At 66.2% G+C, this 20739-nt stretch carries 24 protein-coding genes; 13 read left to right on the plus strand and 11 right to left on the minus strand.

Translation table 11 applies throughout. The annotated features are described in order from the left end of the window. Positions 1 to 36 precede the first annotated feature (36 nt). Positions 37 to 879, minus strand: coding sequence for a glycine zipper 2TM domain-containing protein (locus AC5P5R_RS06535; protein ID WP_049397942.1), 843 nt, complete (start codon positions 877 to 879; stop codon positions 37 to 39). 163 nt (positions 880 to 1042) lie between these two features. Between AC5P5R_RS06535 and AC5P5R_RS06540 the strand changes: the two genes are divergently transcribed. Both AC5P5R_RS06540 and AC5P5R_RS06545 read left to right on the plus strand, forming a co-directional pair. Beyond that, positions 1043 to 1261, plus strand: a complete 219-nt coding sequence (locus tag AC5P5R_RS06540; protein WP_005410285.1) for a DUF6116 family protein — start codon at positions 1043 to 1045, stop codon at positions 1259 to 1261. Then, positions 1258 to 2031 carry a TatD family hydrolase gene (locus tag AC5P5R_RS06545; RefSeq protein WP_080353398.1) on the plus strand — a complete coding sequence of 258 codons (774 nt, stop codon included), beginning with the start codon at positions 1258 to 1260 and terminating at the stop codon, positions 2029 to 2031. The genes AC5P5R_RS06540 and AC5P5R_RS06545 overlap by 4 nt, the downstream gene beginning before the upstream one ends. A gap of 34 nt (positions 2032 to 2065) precedes the next feature. Here AC5P5R_RS06545 and AC5P5R_RS06550 read toward each other — a convergent pair whose 3' ends face one another. After that, positions 2066 to 2890 carry a tRNA threonylcarbamoyladenosine dehydratase gene (locus AC5P5R_RS06550; RefSeq protein ID WP_060380902.1) on the minus strand — a complete coding sequence of 275 codons (825 nt, stop codon included), beginning with the start codon at positions 2888 to 2890 and terminating at the stop codon, positions 2066 to 2068. Between the two features lie 80 nt (positions 2891 to 2970). Here AC5P5R_RS06550 and AC5P5R_RS06555 point away from each other — a divergent pair, with 80 nt between their 5' ends. Together AC5P5R_RS06555 and AC5P5R_RS06560 are read left to right on the plus strand one after the other, a co-directional pair. After that, positions 2971 to 3405: a cytochrome c gene (locus tag AC5P5R_RS06555; RefSeq protein WP_005413950.1), complete on the plus strand. Its 435-nt coding sequence runs from the start codon at positions 2971 to 2973 to the stop codon at positions 3403 to 3405. Between the two features lie 136 nt (positions 3406 to 3541). Further along, complete coding sequence (locus AC5P5R_RS06560; RefSeq protein WP_005417545.1) at positions 3542 to 4036, plus strand: glycine zipper 2TM domain-containing protein; 495 nt, start codon at positions 3542 to 3544, stop codon at positions 4034 to 4036. 73 nt (positions 4037 to 4109) lie between these two features. Here AC5P5R_RS06560 and AC5P5R_RS06565 read toward each other — a convergent pair whose 3' ends face one another. Further along, entirely contained in the window at positions 4110 to 4319 is a 210-nt protein-coding gene (locus AC5P5R_RS06565) for a cold-shock protein (RefSeq protein ID WP_005410290.1), read from the minus strand. Positions 4320 to 4555: 236 nt separating this feature from the next. Between AC5P5R_RS06565 and AC5P5R_RS06570 the strand changes: the two genes are divergently transcribed. The 3 genes from AC5P5R_RS06570 (at position 4556) to arsC (ending at position 6656) form a co-directional block, all read left to right on the plus strand. Beyond that, positions 4556 to 5041, plus strand: a complete 486-nt coding sequence (locus AC5P5R_RS06570) for a DUF456 domain-containing protein (protein ID WP_043034719.1) — start codon at positions 4556 to 4558, stop codon at positions 5039 to 5041. Positions 5042 to 5160: 119 nt separating this feature from the next. Beyond that, complete coding sequence (locus tag AC5P5R_RS06575; RefSeq protein WP_005413953.1) at positions 5161 to 6315, plus strand: phospholipase A; 1155 nt, start codon at positions 5161 to 5163, stop codon at positions 6313 to 6315. Then, on the plus strand, positions 6315 to 6656 hold the full coding sequence (gene arsC / locus AC5P5R_RS06580; protein WP_024956646.1) for an arsenate reductase (glutaredoxin): 342 nt from the start codon (positions 6315 to 6317) through the stop codon (positions 6654 to 6656). Before AC5P5R_RS06575 ends, arsC begins: the two co-directional genes overlap by 1 nt. Before the next feature lie 188 nt (positions 6657 to 6844). On the opposite strand, the gene AC5P5R_RS06585 is transcribed toward arsC, so the two are convergent. The 3 genes from AC5P5R_RS06585 to AC5P5R_RS06595 form a co-directional block, all read right to left on the minus strand. Continuing rightward, positions 6845 to 7480, minus strand: coding sequence for a glutathione S-transferase family protein (locus AC5P5R_RS06585; protein ID WP_049451482.1), 636 nt, complete (start codon positions 7478 to 7480; stop codon positions 6845 to 6847). A 58-nt stretch (positions 7481 to 7538) separates the two neighbouring features. Then, positions 7539 to 7877, minus strand: a complete 339-nt coding sequence (locus tag AC5P5R_RS06590; protein WP_005413956.1) for a hypothetical protein — start codon at positions 7875 to 7877, stop codon at positions 7539 to 7541. Between the two features lie 126 nt (positions 7878 to 8003). Beyond that, complete coding sequence (locus tag AC5P5R_RS06595; RefSeq protein WP_099473680.1) at positions 8004 to 9521, minus strand: fumarate hydratase; 1518 nt, start codon at positions 9519 to 9521, stop codon at positions 8004 to 8006. Positions 9522 to 9667: 146 nt separating this feature from the next. Between AC5P5R_RS06595 and AC5P5R_RS06600 the strand changes: the two genes are divergently transcribed. From AC5P5R_RS06600 to AC5P5R_RS06615, 4 genes are all read left to right on the plus strand, one after another. After that, a complete protein-coding gene (locus AC5P5R_RS06600) occupies positions 9668 to 10564 on the plus strand; it encodes an RNA polymerase sigma-70 factor (RefSeq protein WP_099497588.1) in 897 nt (298 codons plus the stop codon). Between the two features lie 36 nt (positions 10565 to 10600). Then, a complete protein-coding gene (locus tag AC5P5R_RS06605; protein ID WP_005413960.1) occupies positions 10601 to 11053 on the plus strand; it encodes a carboxymuconolactone decarboxylase family protein in 453 nt (150 codons plus the stop codon). A gap of 233 nt (positions 11054 to 11286) precedes the next feature. Then, positions 11287 to 13158: an ABC transporter ATP-binding protein gene (locus tag AC5P5R_RS06610; protein ID WP_099497587.1), complete on the plus strand. Its 1872-nt coding sequence runs from the start codon at positions 11287 to 11289 to the stop codon at positions 13156 to 13158. Positions 13159 to 13238: 80 nt separating this feature from the next. Then, entirely contained in the window at positions 13239 to 14018 is a 780-nt protein-coding gene (locus AC5P5R_RS06615; RefSeq protein ID WP_005410300.1) for a ferredoxin--NADP reductase, read from the plus strand. An 83-nt stretch (positions 14019 to 14101) separates the two neighbouring features. Here the strand turns inward: AC5P5R_RS06615 and AC5P5R_RS06620 are convergent, their stop codons facing one another. Next, a complete protein-coding gene (locus AC5P5R_RS06620) occupies positions 14102 to 14581 on the minus strand; it encodes a glutathione peroxidase (RefSeq protein WP_005413962.1) in 480 nt (159 codons plus the stop codon). Positions 14582 to 14711: 130 nt separating this feature from the next. Here AC5P5R_RS06620 and AC5P5R_RS06625 point away from each other — a divergent pair, with 130 nt between their 5' ends. Continuing rightward, entirely contained in the window at positions 14712 to 16880 is a 2169-nt protein-coding gene (locus AC5P5R_RS06625) for a M3 family metallopeptidase (RefSeq protein ID WP_049397923.1), read from the plus strand. A 202-nt stretch (positions 16881 to 17082) separates the two neighbouring features. Here AC5P5R_RS06625 and AC5P5R_RS06630 read toward each other — a convergent pair whose 3' ends face one another. The 4 genes from AC5P5R_RS06630 to AC5P5R_RS06645 form a co-directional block, all read right to left on the minus strand. Next, entirely contained in the window at positions 17083 to 17844 is a 762-nt protein-coding gene (locus tag AC5P5R_RS06630; RefSeq protein ID WP_012480798.1) for a hypothetical protein, read from the minus strand. A gap of 142 nt (positions 17845 to 17986) precedes the next feature. Further along, positions 17987 to 19102 (minus strand): cyclopropane fatty acyl phospholipid synthase, encoded by a 1116-nt coding sequence (gene cfa / locus AC5P5R_RS06635; protein WP_012480799.1) that lies wholly within the window; start codon positions 19100 to 19102, stop codon positions 17987 to 17989. Positions 19103 to 19121: 19 nt separating this feature from the next. Beyond that, on the minus strand, positions 19122 to 20003 hold the full coding sequence (locus AC5P5R_RS06640; protein WP_005410304.1) for a DUF3298 and DUF4163 domain-containing protein: 882 nt from the start codon (positions 20001 to 20003) through the stop codon (positions 19122 to 19124). A gap of 37 nt (positions 20004 to 20040) precedes the next feature. Continuing rightward, positions 20041 to 20343, minus strand: a complete 303-nt coding sequence (locus tag AC5P5R_RS06645; protein WP_005410305.1) for a GNAT family N-acetyltransferase — start codon at positions 20341 to 20343, stop codon at positions 20041 to 20043. Positions 20344 to 20552: 209 nt separating this feature from the next. On the opposite strand from AC5P5R_RS06645, the gene AC5P5R_RS06650 reads away from it, so the two are divergent. After that, complete coding sequence (locus AC5P5R_RS06650) at positions 20553 to 20714, plus strand: hypothetical protein (protein ID WP_005413966.1); 162 nt, start codon at positions 20553 to 20555, stop codon at positions 20712 to 20714. The last annotated feature ends 25 nt before the right edge of the window (positions 20715 to 20739 follow it).

Raw genomic sequence — 20739 nt, forward strand, 5'->3', positions numbered from 1 at the left:
ATGCGCCGGCCCGTCGGGTACAGCACGTATTCTGGATTACTGGCGCGTGGCCGCAGTGGCGCCGGCAGCAGCGGTCTGCGTGACCAGCTGGCCATCGACCACCGGCAGGCGATCGCTGGCCGGCTTGTTGTCCATGCGCACGGTCTTCTCGGCGCCGTCGTAGCGGTAGGTCACGTTGTAGCCCTTCACCACGTCATTGGTGCCCATGGCGATGCGGTTGCCCGGCTTGCTGGCCATGCGCATGGTGCCGGTGGTGCCGTCCTCGTTGCGGTAGGTCACGTTGTAGCCGGTAACACGGCTCGACTCGGAGGTGGCGGTCTCGGTGTGGCACTGGCGTTCGGTGCGGTTGACCACGCGGCCACCCACATGGCGCTTGTCGATCTGGTTGCCGATGAAGCCACCGGCCACGGCACCGGCTGCGGTCGCGGCCTTCTTGCCGTTGCCACCGCCGACCTGGTTGCCGAGCAGGCCGCCGACCACCGCGCCGACCACGGTGCCGCCGACGTTGCCGTCACGCTCCGGCAGGCGCTCCTGCACGGTCACGTCCTGGCAGACCTCGTGCGGGGTCTGGGTGGTGGAGGTCTCGCGCACGGGATCGGTGCCGATCACGGTGGCGTAGGCCTTCTGCTTCTCGGTGATCGGGTCGACCTTCAGCACGTCGGCGTATTCCAGCCCGCGCGGTGCAGACGGGTCGAGCGTGTCACCACGCGCGCCATCGTCAACGGCATTGCCGTCAACCAGCCGCGATTCACCGTTGGGGGTTCCGGCGCTGATGGAATCAGGCGACTTGTCGCCGCTCTTCATGAAGGCGGCGGTGGCGATGCCACCGACCAGCAGCGCGCCCGCTGCGACCAGGACAGTTGTAGTTGTGCTTTTCATGACCTGCTCCTTGCGGACCATCCGCAACGTTCTCGGCCCAGATTGCAGCATGCACTGCCTGAACGGAATCTCCACATTTCCTGCTCATTCCTGTAACCCATTCAGCATCGGGAAATGCTGGGCCCGTGGTAGCGTTTGCATATTCCCCACGAGGATCCACGCCATGGCCAACCCGATGCTGCTGCCGGTACTGCAATGGGCCCGCCGGCTGCGCTACCCCACCCTGTTCAAGCTGACCGCCGGCCTGTTCGTGCTGACCCTGTTCATTCCCGACCCGATTCCGTTCGTCGACGAGCTGGTACTGGGCTTCGGCACCCTGCTGCTGGCCAACTGGAAGAGCCGCAATACAGTCCCGGCCCCGCCGCCGCTGGAACAGCGTTGATCCCGCTGGTCGACAGCCACTGCCATCTGGATGCCAGTGAGTTCGATGCTGACCGCACGGCGGTGATCGAGCGCGCGGGCGCCGCGGGCGTGCGCGAGCAGGTGGTACCGGCCGTCACGGCCGCCAGCTGGCCGAAGCTGCGCGAGGTCTGCCGGCAGGCACCGGGGCTGTACCCGGCCTACGGCCTGCATCCGATGTTCCTGGCCGAGCACCGGCCCGACCATCTGCCGCTGCTGCGCGAATGGATCGTTCGCGAACGCCCGTGCGCGATCGGCGAATGCGGGCTGGACTTCTTCGTCGAGGGACTGGATGCAGAGGCGCAACAGGCGTACTTCATCGGCCAGCTGCAACTGGCCCGCGAGTTCGAGCTGCCGGTGATCGTGCATGCGCGACGCGCGGTGGATGCGGTCATTGCCGCGATCCGTCGCGTCGGCGGCCTGCGCGGCGTGGTGCACAGCTTTTCCGGCAGCCCGGAACAGGCCGCGCAACTGCACCGGCAAGGCTTCCTGCTCGGTCTCGGTGGTCCGCTGACCTACGATCGCGCTCAACGGCTGCAGCGCCTGGTGCGCGGGATGCCGCTGGAACAGCTGCTGCTGGAGACCGACGCGCCCGACCAGCCTGACGCCGGCATCCGCGGCCAGCGCAACGAACCAGCGCGACTGGCAGTCATCGCCCGCCACGTGGCCGCACTGCGCGGGATGGAGCTGGACGCGGTGGCCCAGGCCACGACGGAGAATGCGCGGCGCCTGTTCGCGCTGCCGGCAATGTAACTGGCAGGTGCCGGCCGCTGGCCGGCACGATCCATCACACCTCGCTGGACTCGACCACTTCGGCCTTCACCTTCTTCGGCTCCAGCAGCATTTCAAGCGCCTTGCCGACCGCCGCGAAGGCGAAGGCACCGGTGATGTGGGTTGCCGCACCGAGGCCTGCGCCACAGTCCAGTTTCAATGCAGCATCCGCACCGAGGTTCGGGCGGATGCCGCAGACGCTGCCATCGGCCTGCGGATACTTCACGTTTTCCAGCGAGTACACCGCCGGTACGCCAAAATAGCGCTTGGCATTCTTCGGGAAATTGAACTCGCTGCGCAGCTTCTTGCGGATCAGCGCCAGCATGGCGTCGTGCTCGGTGCGCGAGACATCGCGGATGCGCACCAGGGTCGGATCGGTGCGACCACCGGCAGCCCCCACGGTCAGCAGCGGCAGCTTGCGGCGGCGGCACCAGGCGATCGTCTCGACCTTCACCCGGAAGCTGTCGCAGGCATCGATCACCAGGTCGAAGCCACGGTCCAGCAACTCGGCCATGTTCGACACGGTCAGGAATGCCTGCACGGCATCGACCTCGATGTCCGGATTGATCGCACGGCAACGCTCGGCCATCGCCTCGGCCTTGTTGCGTCCGTAGTTGCCTTCCATCGCCGGCAGCTGCCGGTTGGTGTTGGACACGCAGATGTCATCGGCGTCGATCAGGGTCAGGCGGCCGACCGCCGAACGCGCCAGCGCTTCCACCACCCACGAGCCGACCCCGCCCATGCCCACCACCGCCACGCGGCTGCCCTGCAGGCGCTCGAGCGCACCTACGCCATACAGCCGTTCGATGCCGGCGAAGCGTTGTTTGACCTGTTCGTTCATGCGGCTATTTTAACGTGCAGGCGCCAGTGCCTACAGCGCGCCGGCATCGAACCCACCGTTGCACGCCCGGAGAGCCCGCCATGAACGCCAGCCCGCCCCGCCGCCCATCCACTGCCCAGCGGTACCTGTTCGTGCTGTGCCTGGGCCTGCTGATCGGCCTGGTCGCCACGGTCATGGTCGGCCGCGCCCTGCAGGCCCGCCGCGACCCGTTCCCGGACAGCCTGATGCAGGTGATGCAGCGGCAATCGCAGCTGCTGCAGCAGGCCCAGCAGCAGAACCGCTGCAGCCTGGCCGACAGCGTGCCGCGGCTGCAGGCCCTGCGCCTTCTGTCCAACGACCTCGACCTGGCCTTTCCCGGGCTGAAGGACAACGGCCGGTTCCAGCAGCACGCCAGCCAGCTGCGCGGCAACCTCAACGCCGCATTGGCGGCTCCGCCCAGTGACTGCACCGCCCTGGCCAAGGTCGTGGAAACCGTGCAGGCCGACTGCCGCGCCTGCCACCAGGACTTCCGCTGACGCGCATTCATCCTGTAGCCGGGCAAGGCACGCCTGGTTGGCACCTTGTTCACGTTCGAAAGGAGAGGATTCGTCCACCCTGCTGCATGACGCAGTACCACCCAACACACCCGCCTTCACGGCCAGGAGACGCTCCATGAAGATCCAGCTCATTGCCGCCAGCGCCATCGCTACCCTCGCCCTGGCTGGCTGTGCCACCTCGCCCGGCTACAGTGGCGGTGGTTACAACAACGGCTACAACAATGGTGGCTACGGCAACAACGGCGGTTACAACCAGGGCCGTTGCGCTGACTGTGGCATCGTCACCCGCATCAACACCGTGCCGTCGGGCCGCACCGCGCCCAGCGCGACCGGCGCCATCCTCGGCGGCATCGTCGGTGCCGTGGCCGGCCATGAGATCTCCGATCACACCGGTGGCAGCCGTGGCAACAAGAACATCGCTGCGGCCGCAGGCGCGGTCGGTGGCGCGCTGGCCGGCAACCAGATCCAGAAGAACGTGACCAGCGATACCTACGACATCAGCGTGCGCATGGACGATGGCCGCACCATCGTGGTCAACCAGCGCGACCTCGGCGGCATCCGCGAAAACACCTACGTGCGCGTGGTCAACGGCAAGGTCATCCTGCGCTGACCTGCGCCGGGCCGGCGGCAAAGAAAAAGGCCCGCTTGCGCGGGCCTTTTTCATGTGACGGCTTGCAGCGCGATCAGGTCGGCTGCACGGCGTCGGCCTGCAGGCCCTTCTGGCCCTGCACGACGGTGAAGGTGACCTTCTGGCCTTCCTTCAGGCTCTTGAAGCCCTGGGTCTGGATGGCACGGAAGTGCACGAACACGTCTTCGCCGTTTTCACGGCTGATGAAGCCGAAGCCCTTTGCATCGTTGAACCACTTGACGGTACCGGTCTCGCGATCAGACATCTCACTAACTCCCTGGTGACTCTCTCTTGTTGTTGGAAACGCCTGGTGGGCGGCTGACAAGCAAGGGGGAAGCGAGGTGCATCGATGCAGCGGATCGGGAAGATCTTGCTTCATCAGGCCACGATCCACGGTGACCTTGCCAAGCTCAGCGACTGCAACTTAACCCGCCCAAAACGAAAAAGCAACTGGCAAAATCTTTCACTGTCAACCCCAAAACGGCGACCATACGGGACAGCATGGGACTCTCATTCATCTTATATCTGCTAGCGGTCATTTTTGTCCTTGTCGGCATCGCCGGAATCATCCTGCCGGCCCTGCCCGGCATCCCGCTGGTGTTCATCGGACTGCTGCTGGCGGCCTGGGCGGACGGCTTCACCCACGTCGGCTGGCCGACCCTGGTCGCGCTGGGCGTACTGACCGTCCTCTCGCTGCTGGTGGACGTGCTGGCCACGGTGGTGGGTGCGCAGCGGGTCGGTGCCAGCCGCAAGGCGCTGTGGGGTACGTTCGTCGGCAGCATCGTCGGCCTGTTCTTCATGCCGATCGGCCTCTTTGCAGGCCCCCTGATCGGCGCCCTGGCCGGCGAGTACTGGCACACCCGCGAACTGGGGCGCTCGACCAGGGTAGGCCTGGCCACCTGGCTCGGTATCCTGCTCGGCCTGGCGCTGAAACTGGCCGTGGTGATCGCGATGCTCGGCCTGTTCGCCTTCGCCTGGTTCCTGTAACCCGCACTGCCTTCACGCCGCGCGCACGCGGTGCCCGTGCATAAACCGTGGGGGCTGGCCGTGAACCGGTGCAGCCGCCACACTGTGCGATTCCCGTATTCACCTAAGGGCCTGCTGCAATGACCCTGTCTCCGCTGCTTCCCCGTCTCGCGCCGCTGGCGCTGGCCCTGGCCAGTGCGCCGCTGGCCGCGCAGGAGTTCGCGCCCAGCGCCGAAGCCTCGCCGGCCGCGTGCGCGGCGATTACCACCGATGCTGCCCGCCTGGCCTGTTATGACCGCCAGTTCGGCCGTACCCCGCAGGCCACTGCCGAGGCCGACGCTGCGGCCGAGGCGGCCGCGCAGGCCCGTCGCGAAGAACGCCAGACTGCACGCGTGAGCCAGGGCGAAGAGAAGCTGCGCGAGCGGGTCAGCGATCTGTTCCGTCCAGCAGCCCCTGACAGCGCACTGGCCAATGCTGGCCGCGGTTCGCTGCTGGACAGCCGCTGGGAACTGGCCGAGGACTCCAAGCTGGGTCCGTTCCAGCTGCGCGCCTACAAGCCGGTGTACCTGCTGCCGGCGTTCTGGACCAGCGATCGCAACACCACGCCGCATTCGCCGAACCCGGCCAACACGGTCACCACGCCGCAGGTGCTGGACAGTGCCGAGCTGAAGTTCCAGATCAGTTTCAAGACCAAGATCGCCGAGAACCTGTTCGGCGACAACGGCGACATCTGGGCCGGCTACACCCAGAGCTCGCGCTGGCAGGCCTACAACGGCGAGGATTCGCGCCCGTTCCGCGAAACCAATTACGAGCCGGAAGTGATGATGGTGTTCCGCAACGGCTACTCGATCGGTGGCTGGCGCGGGCGCATGACCGGCATCGCGCTGAACCACCAATCCAACGGCCGCGCCGACCCGCTTTCGCGCAGCTGGAACCGGGTGATGCTCAACATCGGCCTGGACCGCGAGAACTGGGCGCTGGTGCTGCGCCCCTGGTACCGCATTCCCGAGACCCGCAGCGACGACAACAACCCGGACATCGAGGATTACATGGGCCGCGGTGATGCGACCCTGACCTGGAACCGCAACGGCCACGAAGTCTCGCTGATGGCGCGCCATTCGCTGCGCACCGGCAGCCGCTCGCACGGTGCCCTGCAGCTGGATTACGGTTTCCCGATCAGCAACCTGCTGCGCGGGCATGTGCAGGTGTTCGACGGTTACGGCGAAAGCCTGATCGACTACAACCACAAGGCCACCTACGTGGGCGTGGGCGTGTCGCTGCTGGAGTGGTTCTGATGCCCGTGACGATCTGGCACAACCCGGCCTGCAGCAACTCGCGCGGCGCATTGAAGCTGATACGTGATGCCGGCTTCGAGCCAGTGGTGATCGAGTATCTCGGCAATCCACCCGATGTGGCTACACTGCGCCAGGTGCTGGCCGAATCAGGATTGAGTGCACGTGATCTGGTGCGCAGCAAGGAAGCGCAGTTCGCCGAACTGGGCCTGGAAGGTGCGGACGAGGCCACGCTGCTGGCCGCGATGGCCGAACACCCGCGACTGATCAACCGCCCCGTGGTGCGCACGGACAAGGGCACACGCCTGTGCCGTCCACCGGAAACAGTGCTGGAGATCCTGTAACCCGCCTCGCCGCCGCGTAGCGGAGCGTGTTGGTAGAGTCGACTGTTGGTAGAGTCGACTGTTAGTCGACTCCCTCCTCACCCTTCATATGCATCCGCGGAAAAGCCCGCACTGCGTGCGATAGTCGACTGACAGTCGACTCTACCCCAGCGCCCTCTTCTACCCGGACGCCCTCCTCCCCGGCTGGCTTACAGCCAGTCGGTGATGCCTTCGCGGCGGTACACCTCGGCGAACGCCGGGCGCGCCTTCATCAACGTGGCGTGCGCCTTCAGTACCGGCCAGGTGTCGGTGGGCCTGGGCATGTTGCGCGACCAGCGCATCAGCATCACCAGCATGTAGTCGACCACGCAGGGCGTGGCGCCCAGCAGGTAGGGGCCATGTGCATGCAGGTGCGCGGCCACATGCTGCCAGGCCGCTTCCAGGCGCTGCCGTGCCATGCCGCGGCTGGCCTCGATATTCGCCTCGCCCGCCATTTCGTGTGGATAGAACCAGGCTCGATAGGCCGGCTGCAGCGTATTGGCACACCAGAACATCCAGCGGTAGGCATCGGCGCGCTGCGGCGTGCCCAGCGCGGGCAGCAGGTTGGCGTCCGGATGGCGATCAGCCAGGTACAACGCAATGGCCGCCGCTTCGGTCAGTACCAGGCCATCGATCAGCAGGGTCGGCACCACACCGGCCGGATTCAGCGCCAGGTACTGCGCCGACTTGTGCTCGCGCGCGTCGAAATCCAGCAGCACCAGTTCATGCTCGATGCCCAGCTCGATCAGCAGCCAGTGCACCACCAGCGCGGCGGTACTGGTCGAACCATACAGCGTGGTGCTCATGCAGAAGATCCTGTACAGGTGGATCAGCCGATTATGCGCCCGCGCGCACGATCGTTGCTCAGCCGCAGCTGCTCATGCAGGAATCACGGCGTTCGCCACAGGACATCATCGGCGCGCGCATCGTACAGTCATGCGTCTTCAGTTCGCAGGCATGGCGCAGGTCCGGGTTGTCCACGTCCTTGCAGCGCTTGTCCGGCGCCGGCACCATCCGCTGCTCGCAATTGCTCTGGCGGCTGCCGAGAGAGTCATTCTGCGCCATGCAGCTGCGATAGCCGGCCTGGCACTGCACGCGGCACTGCGCCGATGCAGGGAAATCCGCGCCTTCGTACGACGCTGGGGTGCTGCAGCCGGCCAGCGCCAGCAGCATGCCTACCGCGATGAATCGATGCAGGGCCATGGACACGTCCTGTGCGAGGGTGTGCCGACCATAGCAAAGCAAGGGCTACAGGCGCGTTAATCCTCCCCCCGGATACAACAACGGCGCCACACGGGCGCCGTTGTCTGGACCGGAGCGCGCGGGGAGTTACTCCACCACCACCGGAATCTTGCCGATGCGGGCCTGCCATTCGCGCGGGCCGGTCTTGTGCACCGATTCACCGGTGGAGTCGACTGCCACGGTCACCGGCATGTCCTGCACGGTGAACTCGTAGATCGCCTCCATGCCCAGGTCAGCGAAACCAACCACCTTGGCGGCCTTGATCGCCTTGGACACCAGGTAGGCCGAGCCACCCACGGCCATCAGGTAGGCCGACTTGTGCTTCTTGATCGCCTCGATCGCGGCCGGGCCGCGCTCGGCCTTGCCGACCATGCCCAGCAGGCAGGTCTGTGCCAGCACCTGCTCGGTGAACTTGTCCATGCGGGTGGCGGTGGTCGGGCCGGCCGGGCCCACCACTTCGTCGCGCACCGGATCGACCGGGCCGACGTAGTAGATGAAGCGGCCCTTCAGATCGACCGGCAGTTGCTCGCCCTTGTTGAGCATGTCGACCATGCGCTTGTGCGCGGCATCGCGGCCGGTCAGCAACTTGCCGTTGAGCAGCAGGGTCTGGCCCGGCTTCCAGCTGGCCACGTCTTCCGGCGTGATCGTGTCCAGGTCCACGCGGGTGCCCTTGGACGCGTCGTAGGTCAGCTTCGGCCAGTCTTCCAGCGACGGCGGGTCCAGCATCACCGGGCCGCTGCCATCGAGGGTGAAGTGCGCATGGCGGGTGGCCGCGCAGTTCGGGATCATCGCCACCGGCAGGTTGGCCGCGTGGGTCGGGTAGTCGTTGATCTTGATGTCGAGCACGGTGGTCAGGCCACCCAGGCCCTGCGCACCGATGCCCAGCGCGTTGACCTTCTCGTACAGCTCCAGGCGCAGCTCTTCGATGCGGTTGGACGCACCACGGGCCTGCAGCTCGGTGATGTCGATCGGCTCCATCAGCGCTTCCTTGGCCAGCAGCATCGCCTTCTCGGCGGTGCCACCGATGCCGATGCCGAGCATGCCCGGCGGGCACCAGCCGGCGCCCATGGTCGGCACGGTCTTCAGCACCCAGTCGACGATCGAGTCGGACGGGTTGAGCATGGCGAACTTGGTCTTCGCTTCCGAACCACCGCCCTTGGCGGCGACGATCACGTCGACCTTGTTGCCCGGCACCACCTTGACGTTGACCACGCCCGGGGTGTTGTCCTTGGTGTTGATGCGCTTGCCGGCCGGATCAGCCAGCACCGAAGCGCGCAGCTTGTTGTCCGGGTGCATGTAGGCACGGCGCACGCCTTCATTGGCCATGTCTTCCACGCCCATGGTGGCGTCGTCCCAGCGCACGTCCATGCCGATTTCCAGGAACACGGTGACGATGCCGGTGTCCTGGCAGATCGGACGGTGGCCTTCGGCGCACATCCGCGAATTGATCAGGATCTGGGCCATCGCTTCCTTCGCGGCCGGCGACTCCTCGCGCTCGTAAGCGGCGGCGAGGTTCTTGATGTAGTCGACCGGGTGGTAGTACGAGATGTACTGCAGCGCGTCGGCGATGGACTGGATGAGGTCTTCCTGCTTGATCGATGTCACGTCTTGCTCGCTTGCTCGAGGCTGGCGGGGGTAATCCGCCCATTTTACCCCCTCCCCCGGCCCCGGGGTGGTAGTGCCGGCCGCTGGCCGGCAAGATTCCCCCGACGCTCTGTCACGCCACGCGCCACTGCGGCGTCCTTGCCCACATGAACGCCGAAACCGCTTTCCAGACCCACCGCCCGCGCCTGATGGCCCTGGCCTACCGCCTGCTTGGCAGCCGCGCCGACGCCGAAGACGTGGTCCAGGATGCCTGGCTGCGCTGGTCCGGCGCCGACCCGGCGGCCGTCCGCGACCCCGAAGCCTGGCTGGTCACCACCACCACCCGGCTCGGCCTGGACCGGCTGCGCGCGGCCAAGCGCGAGCGCGTGCACTACGTCGGCCCATGGCTGGCCGAGCCGCTGGCGGTCACCCTGGAGCCCGACCCGGCGCCCGGCCCGGCCCAGCTGCATGCCCTGGCCGACGACGTTTCGGTCGCCTTCCTGACCCTGCTTGAACAGCTCGGCCCCGAGGAACGCGCCGCTTTCCTGCTGAAGGAGGCCTTCGACCACGACTACCGCGAGATCGCCGAGCTGATCGGCCACAGCGAGGCCAACTGCCGGCAGCTGGTGCACCGTGCCCGGCAGCGCCTGCAGGCCGGACGGCCGCGCTTCAACGCCGATGCCAGCCAGCACCGGCAGCTGCTGGCGCGCTTCATGGATGCCTCGCAGCGCGGCGACAGCGAGGCGATCCAGGCCCTGTTGCACGCCAACGCGTTGCTGGTGTCCGACGGCGGCGGTGTGGTCACCGCAGCGGTGCGCCCGCTGCTGGGCGCCGAGCGCATCGGTCGCCTGTTCTGGGCGATTGCCCGCCGCGGCGCGGTGCATCCGGCGCAGCTGGGTTACGTCAACGGCGAGCCGGCGATCCTGCGCTTTGTCGGTGATCGCTTGCACTCGGTCACCACCATCGAGGTGGTCGATGGCCGCATCGCCAACGTGTACAGCGTGTTGAATCCGGGAAAGTTGCCGGGGGTTGTCACGCGCGGCGACGCTGCGGCGTCCTGGTAGTGAAAGGCGGCCATCGTGGCCGCCGTGGAGCCTCCGATGTCCAATCACACTTCTCCCCGCGTCCCCTACACCCGCCTGGCCGCCGAGGCCTTCAAGGGCCTGCTGGCCACCAGCCAGGCGGTGCATGACAGCTCGATCGATCCGACCCTGATGGAACTGGTGTTCCTGCGCGTGTCGCAGCTCAACGGCTGCGGCTACTGCATGGACATGCACGGCACGGCGCTGCGCAAGGGCGGCATCGAGCCGCGCAAGCTGGACACACTGCCGGCATGGCACGAGAGCCGCTTCTTCGACGAACGCGAGCGCGCGGCGCTGGGCTGGGCCGAGGCACTGACCCGGCTGACCGACGGCGCGCCGTCGCAGGCGGCGTTCGATGCATTGGCGCCGCACTTCGATGAGAAGGGCATCAGTGACCTGAGCATGGGCATCGCGGTGATCAATGCCTGGAACCGCCTCGGTGCGGGGTTGCTGCCGCCGCTGCCGGCCTGACCCACCCGGCCTTCGACAGTTCATCGGTGCTGCTGGTAGGTGTCGACCTTGGTCGACACGGTAGATCCACGCCATGCGTGGATGCGGGAGAGTCGGATCCCTTCGCTTCGCGAAGGGCTCTGACCCGCTGTGGGTCGCTGGGGTCAGAGCCCGCGCAAAGGGATCTGACCCCGGTGCCGGCCACACGCCTGCACTGACCCCCTCTGCACGTATCAGGCGCGCACAATACGCGCATGCCTGCTACCCCCACCGCTGGCGCTGACGCCGCGAAGAAACCCAGCCTGCGCCAGCGCTTCAGGGCGATGCGCAACCTGCCGCCGTTCCTGCGCATGGTCTGGAAGACCAGTCCCGCGCTCACCCTGGCCAGCCTGGGGCTGCGCCTGATCCGCGCGCTGCTGCCGGTGGCGATGCTGTACGTCGGCAAGCTGATCATCGACAGCGCCCTGCACCTGAGCCAGCACGACGCGGGCTTCCCGCCGCTGGGCGAAGCGCTGTCCAGCGGCGTGCTGAATCCGCTGCTGGGCCTGCTGGCGCTGGAATTCGGCCTGGCCATCGCCTCGGACCTGCTCGGCCGGCTGGTCAGCTACGCCGATGCCCTGCTCTCCGAGCTGTTCGCCAACGTCACCAGCATCCGGCTGATGGAACACGCGGCAACGCTGGATCTGGAGGACTTCGAGGACCCGGACCTGCAGGACAAGCTGGACCGTGCGCGGCGCCAGACCATGGGCCGGATGAACCTGATGAGCCAGCTGTTCGGCCAGGTCCAGGACGCGATCACCGTGGCCAGCCTCGCCGTCGGCCTGCTGGTCTACGCGCCGTGGCTGATCCTGCTGCTGGCGCTGGCACTGGTGCCGGCCTTCATCGGCGAATCGCACTTCAATGCGGCCGGTTACAGCCTCAACTTCCAGTGGACGCCCGAGCGCCGCCAGCTCGACTACCTGCGCCAGCTCGGTGCCAGCGTGGAAACGGCCAAGGAAGTGAAGATCTACAACCTGCACCGCTTCCTGGTGGAACGCTACCGGCGGCTGTCGGTGGCGCTGTTCCAGGCCAACCGTGCACTGGCCCGGCGCCGCGCGTTCTGGGGCACGCTGCTGGCTGCGCTGGGCACGCTGGGGTATTACACCGCCTACGCCTACATTGCCTGGCGCACGGTGCGCGGCGACTTTTCGATCGGCGACCTGACCTTCCTTGCCGGCAGCTTCCTGCGCCTGCGCCAGCTGCTGGAAGGCCTGCTGATCGGCTTCTCGCAGGTGGCCAGCCAGGCGCTGTACCTGGACGACCTGTTCTCGTTCTTCCAGATCGAGCCGGAAATCCATTCGCGCGAAGGTGCGGTGCGCGTGCCGCAGCCGATCCAGCAGGGTTTCGTGTTCGAGAACGTCGGTTTCCGCTATCCCGATGCCGAACAGTGGGCGGTGCGCCACCTCGATTTCCAGCTGCAGTCCGGCGAAGTGCTGGCCCTGGTCGGCGAGAACGGCGCGGGCAAGACCACGCTGGTGAAACTGCTGGCACGGCTGTACGAGCCGGACGAAGGCCGCATCCTGCTCGACGGCCGCGACCTGCGCGACTACGACCTGGACGACCTGCGCGCCAACCTCGGGGTGATCTTCCAGGACTTCGTGCGCTACAACCTCAGCGCCGGCGAGAACATCGGCGTCGGCCAGGTCGAGGCGATGGACGACCAGGCACGCATCGCCGATGCCGCGCGGCGAGGCATGGCCGAGGAAGTGATCGACGACCTGCCCGGCGGCTACGACCAGCTGATCGGGCGCCGCTTCAAGCAGGGCGTGGACCTGTCCGGTGGCCAGTGGCAGAAGATCGCCATTGCCCGCGCGTGGATGCGCAATGCGCAGGTGATGATCCTGGATGAGCCAACGGCAGCGCTGGACGCGCGCAGTGAGTTCGAAGTGTTCCAGCGGTTCAGGGAGCTGGCGGATAATCGTACGGCAGTGCTGATTTCCCACCGTTTCTCTTCGGTACGCATGGCCGATCGCATCCTGGTGCTGGCCGATGGCCGCATCGAGGCCAGCGGCACCCATGAGCAGCTGATGGCCCAGGGAGGACGGTACGCCGAGCTGTTCGAGCTGCAGGCGGCGGGTTACCGCTGAGAACGCCTCTCGTTCCGCCCAATGAGAACCCATCTCATTTGAGATAGAATCAACCCCGACGACTTTCGATAGATACGCCCATGTCCTCCGCTTTCGGCGCCGAAACGGTGCTTGAGGTCCGTCACTGGACCGATGCCTACTTCAGTTTCACCACTACCCGCGACAGCGGCTTCCGCTTCGAGAACGGCCAGTTCGTGATGATCGGCCTGGAAACCGAGGCACGGCCGCTGCTGCGCGCCTATTCCATCGCCAGCGCCAACTGGGAAGAGCACCTGGAGTTCTTCAGCATCAAGGTGCAGGACGGCCCGCTGACCTCGCGCCTGCAGCACATCAAGCCGGGCGACAAGGTGCTGGTCGGCAAGAAGCCCACCGGCACCCTGCTGATCAGCGACCTGCACCCGGGCAGGAACCTGTACCTGCTGGGCACGGGCACCGGCATGGCGCCGTGGCTGTCGGTCATCAAGGACCCGGAGACCTACGAGCGCTTCGAGAAGGTGATCCTCTGCCACGGCGTGCGCTACGAGAAGGATCTGGCCTACCGCGATTACTTCGAGAAGGAACTGCGTGAGCACGAGTTCCTGGGAGAGATGATCGGCGACAAGCTGCTGTACTACCCCGCGGTCACCCGCGAGCCGTTCGCCAACCAGGGCCGCCTGACCCAGCTGATGGAAAGCGGCCAGATGCAGCGCACCCTCGGCCTGCCGGAGCTGAGCCCGGAAAACGACCGCGCGATGATCTGCGGCAGCCCGCAGATGCTGGCTGATCTGCGCAGCGTGCTCGATGCCCGCGGCTTCCAGGTCTCGCCGCGCATCGGCCAGCCGGGCCACTACGTGTTCGAGCGCGCGTTCGTCGAGAAATGATCTGCAACGGCAGCCGGCAGCCGGCCGCCGGCCGGCTCTCCGTGCGCTCCGGGATTGCCGGCCAGCGGCCGGCACTACCCCCTTCACAGCAGCGCTTCGATCGCGCTGCGGAGCTGTTCCGGCCTGGTGGTTGGCGCAAAGCGCGCAGCCACCCGCCCCTGGCGATCGACCAGGAACTTGCTGAAATTCCACTTGATGCGGGCGCTACCCAGCAAGCCCCGCTTCTCGCGTGACAGCCATGCCCACAACGGATCAGCCCCCTCGCCGTTGACCTCGATCTTCTCCGAAAGCGGGAAGCTGACCGGATAATCCAGCGAACAGAACTGGCGGATCTGCGCGGCGTCCCCCGGCTCCTGCGCGCCGAACTGGTTGCATGGGAAGCCGATCACCACCAGGCCACGCTCGCGATACTCCTGCCACAGCTGTTCCAGCCCGGTGTACTGCGGGGTGAAGCCACAGCGGCTGGCGACATTGACCAGCAACAGCGGGTGACCCCGGTACCCGGCGAGGGCCTGTGGCTGGCCGTCGAGGTCGCGGAAGCTGAAATCGTAGGCAGTGGTCATGGCGGTGAACCGTGGGCGGTGAATGCATGGTACCCGCGCCCGGCCGCGGCAACATGCCTTTTGACACAAGTGCGGGCGCCGCCGGCCGGGTTACCCTCGGGCCCTTGTTTGCCTTACCGGAGTTCCTGCCTTGACCACCCGCCTTGCCCTTGCCGTGGCCATGTCCCTCGGCCTTGCCCTGCCCGCCTTCTCGGCCGGCGCCGCCACCCCGGCCGCCAGCAGCACCGCCCAGCAGGCCAATCCCTTCTTCGCCGAAAGCCCGCTGCCGCTGCACTTCCCGCAGTTCGACAAGATCAAGGACAGCGACTTCGCCCCGGCCTTCGACGCCGGCATGGCGCAGCAGCTGAAGGAAGTGGAGGCCATCGCCAACAACAAGGCCAAGCCGACCTTCGACAACACCATCATCGCCCTGGAAAAGAGCGGTGATGTCCTCGACCGCGCGACCACCGTGTTCTTCAGCCTGGTCGGTGCCGACACCAACGACACCCGCAAGAAGCTGCAGGCCGACTACTCGGCGAAGTTCGCCGCGCACAGCGATGCGATCGCGCTGAACGGCAAGCTGTTCGCCCGCATCCAGGCGCTGTATGACACCCGCAGCCAGCTGGGCCTGGACGCCGAAGGCGTGCGCCTGGTCGAGAAGTACTACGACAACTACGTGCGCGCAGGCGCCAAGCTGTCCGACGCCGACAAGGCCAAGCTGAAGGAGATGAACGCCGAGCTGGCCAACCTGGGTACCAAGTTCAGCCAGAACGTGCAGTCGGAGGTGAACGCTTCGGCGATCACCGTCGACGACGTCAAGCAACTGGACGGCCTGTCCAAGGAGCAGATCGCCGCCGCCGCCGAAGCCGCCAAGGCCCGCGGCCAGGACGGCAAGTACGTGATCACCCTGCTCAACACCACCGGCCAGCCGCCGCTGACCAACCTGGCCAACCGCGCCCTGCGCCAGAAGATCTACGAAGCATCGGTGAGCCGCGGCAGCCGCGGCGGTGAGTTCGACAACACCGCTCTGGTCTCGCGCATCATGCAGCTGCGCGCCGACAAGGCCAAGCTGATGGGCTTCCCGAACTTCGCCGCCTACAACCTGACCAACCAGACCGCCAAGACCCCCGAAGCGGTCAACGCGATGCTGGGCAAGCTGGCCCCGGCCGCGGTGGCCAACGCCAAGCGTGAAGCCGCCGACCTGCAGGCGATGATCGACCAGGAACAGAAGGCCGCTGGCAAGCCGACGTTCAAGCTGGAACCGTGGGACTGGGCCTTCTACAGCGAGAAGGTGCGCCAGGCCAAGTACAACTTCGACGAGTCGCAGCTGAAGCCGTACTTCGAAATGAAGAACGTGCTGGAGAACGGCGTGTTCTACGCCGCGGGCCAGGAATTCGGCCTGACCTTCAAGCAGCGCACCGACCTGCCGGTCTACCACGATGACGTCACCGTCTACGACGTGTTCGACGCCGACGGCAGCCAGCTGGCGATCTTCATCTTCGACCCGTATGCACGCGCCTCCAAGCGCGGTGGTGCGTGGATGAACTCCTACGTCTCGCAGTCCAAGCTGACCGGCTTCAAGCCGGTGGTCGCCAATCACCTGAACATTCCGAAGCCGCCGGCCGGCCAGCCGACCCTGCTGACCTGGGACGAGGTGAACACCACGTTCCACGAGTTCGGCCACGCCCTGCACGGCATGTTCTCCAACGTGAAGTACCCGTACTTCTCGGGCACCTCGGTGCCGCGTGACTTCGTCGAGTTCCCCTCGCAGGTCAACGAGATGTGGGCCGACAACCCGGTCATCCTGAAGAACTACGCCAAGCACTACCAGAATGGTTCGGCGATGCCGCAGGCACTGCTGGACAAGGTGCTGGCGGCAGCCAAGTTCAACCAGGGCTTCGCTACCACCGAGTACCTGGGTGCGGCCATGCTGGACCAGCGCTGGCACCAGATCGGCGCCGACCAGGTGCCGGCCGCCAAGGACGTGATGGCCTTCGAGCGCGCCGCGCTGGAGAAGGACGGCATCTACTACGCGCCGGTGCCGCCGCGCTACAAGACCCCGTACTTCAGCCACATCATGGGCGGCTATTCGGCCGGTTACTACGCCTACATCTGGTCGGAAGTGCTCGACGCCAACACCCAGAAGTGGTTCAAGGACAACGGCGGCCTGAGCCGCAAGAACGGCGACCACTTCCGCGCCACCCTGCTGTCCAAGGGCGGCAGCGTCGACGCGATGCAGCTGTTCCGCGATTTCGCCGGCCACGAGCCGCAGATCGAACCGCTGCTGGAAAAGCGTGGCCTGACCGGCGCCGGCAACTGATCGCCCGCGCAGTAGCCTGAAACGAAAAACCGCCCGGGAAACCGGGCGGTTTTTTTGTTGGGACATCCACGCATGGCGTGGATCTACTGGTGGGTGCCGACCGTTGGTCGGCACGATCCATTCGCGCCACGAACCCCGGCATCATCGATCCACACATGACGCACTCCAGTAGATCCGCGCCATGCGTGGATGCGCTTCCAGATCAGCGCCGAAACAGTCGCTCCCACCACCGTCGTTTCGGCGCACCGGGCGCGGCAGCGGCAGTCGATGCGATATCCGGGTGCGCTGCCACGAACTCCGCCAGCTGGGCCGCCGCGGCTTCCGCATAAAGGATCGCGCCATCCGGCGCGCAGTTCAGCAGATTGCTCAAGCTGGTCGATGCATTGAGATCCATCGGGTTCGGCTCGACCACCTCGCTGGCCTCCAGCAATCCGCATCCGCTGGCGATCGCTTCATCGACAACACGCCAGAAAACGACCAGGCGTCCATCGGAGAACAGCTCCTCCAGGCGCGCAGCAAGTGCGCTGTCCACTGCATAATCAGCGCGTAATTGCTTCAGCCGGGCATGCGTGATGAACACGCCACCACCATAGTTTTCACGTAGATGGTTGCCGGCGGCAGCATCCGCCCACTGCAACGGCACCAGTTGCCGCCAGTCCGCGAAATACCGGGCGACCACCGGATCGTCGATGAAAAACGAAAGGGCGCTCCCGCGGAGATAGTGATACCGCCGAAGGTGGCCGGCCACGATCGCCAGGTACAAAGCGTGCCCCTTCTCGAAAGGCACGTCGGCGCTGATCGAGCGAGCCTCGTCGATGCGTTCCTGCAACTGCTCCATGTAGAACGGCTCGATCCGGAACCGCTGTTGCAGCGCCTCGACCAGCGTCACGTCCTCCAGAGCACGGAAATAGATGTCACGGATCTCCGAATCCGCGACTGGATGGTAGGTGATGTCCCAACCCATGCTGCAACGCCTTCAGGAATGCGGTAACCCCGCCGACCCAACAGCGTAGCGTCGACGACGCCCACGCGCGGAGCTGACCGTGCAACACACGGATTTGGCGTCAGTAAGTATCGCATCCGGCCTGATCTACCCCTGCGCACCCTCAGCGTGGCGCCACGTACCCACCCGGTACGCCTTCCGGCGACAGCACCAGCTGCCACAGCTGCGCGTGCCGGCAGCGGAAGGTGGCCATCGATCCGGCCAGGTAGAACCGCCACATGCGGCGGAAATGCTCGTCGTAGCGCGCGTCCAGCTGCGGCCACGCCGCTTCCACGTTGCGTCGCCAAGCCTGCAGGGTGAGGTCGTAGTCGGTGCCGAAGTTGTGCCAGTCCTCCAGCACGAAGCGCCCTTCGAACGCCTTGCTGATCTGCACCGCCGACGGCAGCATTGAATTGGGGAAGATGTAGCGCGCGATCCACGGATCGGTGCGATGCCGCGAGATGTTGGTGCCGATGGTGTGCAGCAGCAGCAACCCGCGCGAAGACAGGCAGCGCCTGGCCACCTCGAAGAAACTGGCGTAGTTCTTGTCGCCGACATGCTCGAACATGCCGATCGAGAAGATCGCATCGAACGGCTCATCCAGTTCGCGATAGTCCTGCAGGCGGATCTCGATCGGCAGGCCGGCGCACAGTTCGCGTGCGAACCCGGCCTGTTCCTGCGAAATGGTCACGCCGACGCCGGTGACGCCGTAGCGCTCTGCTGCGAACTTCAGGGCTTCACCCCAGCCACAGCCGATGTCCAGCACACGCTGCCCGGGGCGCAGCCCCAGCTTGCGGCAGACCAGGTCCAGCTTGGCCTCCTGCGCGGCATCGAGATCACCGGCATTGCGCCAGTAGCCGCAGCTGTACACCAGGCGTTGGCCGAGCATGGCCTGGTAGAGGTCGTTGCCAAGATCGTAGTGGCGGCGGCCCACTTCGTAGCTGCCCTGCCCGACCTGCAGGTTGAACAGGCGCGCCTTCAGCGCATCGGCCACTTCGCGCCAACCGTGCACCCGTTCATCCAGGTGTGCCTGCATCAGGTGGACGAGGAATTCATCGAGGACGTTGGCATCCCACCAACCGTCCATGTAGCTCTCGCCGAGGCCGAGCGAGCCGTGCGCCATGACCCGCGCGAAGAAACGCGGGTCATGCACCTGGATGTCCTGTGGCTGGGTGCCGCCGATGCGGACCCCGGCTTCCTGCAGCAGGCCGGCGACCCGCTCCTGCAACCCTGTATCCACGCCACCTCCTCGACTGCGGTCAACCGCGTGCGAACAGCTCCACGTAGTCCTTGGCCACGTGCGGCAACAGCACCGCCGCCGGTACGTCGGCGGTCTGGGTGCCGTCCGAGTATGGACCCACCTGGTACGGCGGGAAAACAAAGCGCAGCGCGGTGATCTGCCCCTTGTCGTTGGTCAGCGGCTGGAACTGGCTGAAATTGTCGGCCTGGGGGCCGGTACCGTCGGCGATCATGCGCGATGCGTTACGCAGCGATTCCTGCAGCTGGGCCGGGTCCATGTCCTCGCCACTGAGGCGGGTGGCCACGCGTTCGCGCAGCTGGTCGGCGACGAAATCACTGATCGCCTTCCAGCCCTTGGCATCGGCCACCAGCTTGTCGGCACTGAGCATCTGCTGCTGCGCCGGCAGCCACACGAAACGCGCCACCAGCGGCTCGCCGTGGGCGCCACCGGTATAGCGGCTGCCATCGGCACTGACCACCACCAGCTGCGGCGTTTCCAGCAGCTTTTCGAAGCTCAGCGACAGTTCGTAGGGCATGGTCGGCTTGTCATTGCCGAGCCCGTCCAATGCCTGCTGCAGGTCGCTGCGTGCGCTGGTTGCGTAGTTCTGCAGCGCGCGCGCCAGGCCCGGGTAGCGATCGATGCCGGCCGGGTAGCTGATGCCCACCACTTCGCGCTCGTTGTTCTCGATCACGTCGCGCAGGTCCAGCGGCGCTTCCGTGGCCGGCGTTTCACCTGCGGCAGTGGCCTCGGCGGCGGGGGCCGCGTCGGTCGCCGGTGCCGGCTCGCTTTCACGCTGGCAACCGGCCAGCAACAGCACGCCCACCACGCCGGCCAGCACGCTGCCGTGCAATGGCCGGTTGTTTCCAATCTTCATCGGGATCCCCTGTTCATGTTTGTACATCATCGCCTGCCATGGCTGAAGCGTGGCCCGCTGGCATTCAGCCAGCGAGCAGGTCGTGGTACTCCTCGTGCCGCTGCAGGAAGGCTTCGGCGTAGGAACATGCCGGCACCACCTTGTACTTCTGCTCGCGGGCAAAGCGCAGTGCCACGCGGGTCAGCTCACCTGCGATGCCACGGCCGGCAATCGGCTCGGGTACCTCGGTGTGGGTGATGACCATGCGCCTGCGTTTGATCTGGTAATCGAGCACCGCCAGCTGTCCGCGCACACGGGCGGTGAAGCGATGGTTGGCCAGGTCGTGTTCGACCTCGTAGGCCAGACCGGGGGGCGTGACCGAAGCCATGGAACTGTCTCCTGCGGCGACTGCGTGGATGGTGCGCAGCCGGGCGCCATGATCGCGTGAAGCCTGAACAGGGGCAAGTCCAATCCATTCACGTCAGTTTTCGACCCTCAAGCTGGAGCGAGGACGGCCGCTATCGCCTGTGGAGGGGTACGGCCATGCTGGCACGGCCCTTGCGACCGTTGATCATGCGCACCACCGCGGAGGCTCCGATGCACCCCAGCGATTCCCATTCCGACACCGACCGCGCCCTGCTGGAGGGCCTGCTGCAGCTGGCGGTGGAAGGGCAGACCGAAGATCAGGATTTCCAGCGCATCGGCGAAGAGGTATTCGCCCGCCTGCTGGACACCTACGGCCAGCAGACCCGCGCCTGACCAGGAGCGGGTCCCTGCCCCCGGG

Source organism: Stenotrophomonas sp. YJH_SMC_19, from assembly GCF_059367915.1.

What these genes read in the sequence shown, in the direction of transcription:
- AC5P5R_RS06650 (WP_005413966.1), top strand. Translation starts at nt 20,553, where the DNA reads ATGCACCCCAGCGATTCCCATTCCGACACCGACCGCGCCCTGCTGGAG.
- AC5P5R_RS06585 (WP_049451482.1), bottom strand. Translation starts at nt 7,480, where the DNA reads ATGAGCACCACGCTGTATGGTTCGACCAGTACCGCCGCGCTGGTGGTG.
- AC5P5R_RS06645 (WP_005410305.1), bottom strand. Translation starts at nt 20,343, where the DNA reads ATGGCTTCGGTCACGCCCCCCGGTCTGGCCTACGAGGTCGAACACGAC.
- AC5P5R_RS06570 (WP_043034719.1), top strand. Translation starts at nt 4,556, where the DNA reads ATGGGACTCTCATTCATCTTATATCTGCTAGCGGTCATTTTTGTCCTT.
- AC5P5R_RS06560 (WP_005417545.1), top strand. Translation starts at nt 3,542, where the DNA reads ATGAAGATCCAGCTCATTGCCGCCAGCGCCATCGCTACCCTCGCCCTG.
- AC5P5R_RS06620 (WP_005413962.1), bottom strand. Translation starts at nt 14,581, where the DNA reads ATGACCACTGCCTACGATTTCAGCTTCCGCGACCTCGACGGCCAGCCA.
- AC5P5R_RS06615 (WP_005410300.1), top strand. Translation starts at nt 13,239, where the DNA reads ATGTCCTCCGCTTTCGGCGCCGAAACGGTGCTTGAGGTCCGTCACTGG.
- AC5P5R_RS06550 (WP_060380902.1), bottom strand. Translation starts at nt 2,890, where the DNA reads ATGAACGAACAGGTCAAACAACGCTTCGCCGGCATCGAACGGCTGTAT.
- AC5P5R_RS06575 (WP_005413953.1), top strand. Translation starts at nt 5,161, where the DNA reads ATGACCCTGTCTCCGCTGCTTCCCCGTCTCGCGCCGCTGGCGCTGGCC.
- AC5P5R_RS06590 (WP_005413956.1), bottom strand. Translation starts at nt 7,877, where the DNA reads ATGGCCCTGCATCGATTCATCGCGGTAGGCATGCTGCTGGCGCTGGCC.
- AC5P5R_RS06600 (WP_099497588.1), top strand. Translation starts at nt 9,668, where the DNA reads ATGAACGCCGAAACCGCTTTCCAGACCCACCGCCCGCGCCTGATGGCC.
- AC5P5R_RS06535 (WP_049397942.1), bottom strand. Translation starts at nt 879, where the DNA reads ATGAAAAGCACAACTACAACTGTCCTGGTCGCAGCGGGCGCGCTGCTG.
- AC5P5R_RS06555 (WP_005413950.1), top strand. Translation starts at nt 2,971, where the DNA reads ATGAACGCCAGCCCGCCCCGCCGCCCATCCACTGCCCAGCGGTACCTG.
- AC5P5R_RS06610 (WP_099497587.1), top strand. Translation starts at nt 11,287, where the DNA reads ATGCCTGCTACCCCCACCGCTGGCGCTGACGCCGCGAAGAAACCCAGC.
- AC5P5R_RS06565 (WP_005410290.1), bottom strand. Translation starts at nt 4,319, where the DNA reads ATGTCTGATCGCGAGACCGGTACCGTCAAGTGGTTCAACGATGCAAAG.
- AC5P5R_RS06640 (WP_005410304.1), bottom strand. Translation starts at nt 20,003, where the DNA reads ATGTACAAACATGAACAGGGGATCCCGATGAAGATTGGAAACAACCGG.
- arsC (WP_024956646.1), top strand. Translation starts at nt 6,315, where the DNA reads ATGCCCGTGACGATCTGGCACAACCCGGCCTGCAGCAACTCGCGCGGC.
- AC5P5R_RS06540 (WP_005410285.1), top strand. Translation starts at nt 1,043, where the DNA reads ATGGCCAACCCGATGCTGCTGCCGGTACTGCAATGGGCCCGCCGGCTG.
- AC5P5R_RS06605 (WP_005413960.1), top strand. Translation starts at nt 10,601, where the DNA reads ATGTCCAATCACACTTCTCCCCGCGTCCCCTACACCCGCCTGGCCGCC.
- AC5P5R_RS06630 (WP_012480798.1), bottom strand. Translation starts at nt 17,844, where the DNA reads ATGGGTTGGGACATCACCTACCATCCAGTCGCGGATTCGGAGATCCGT.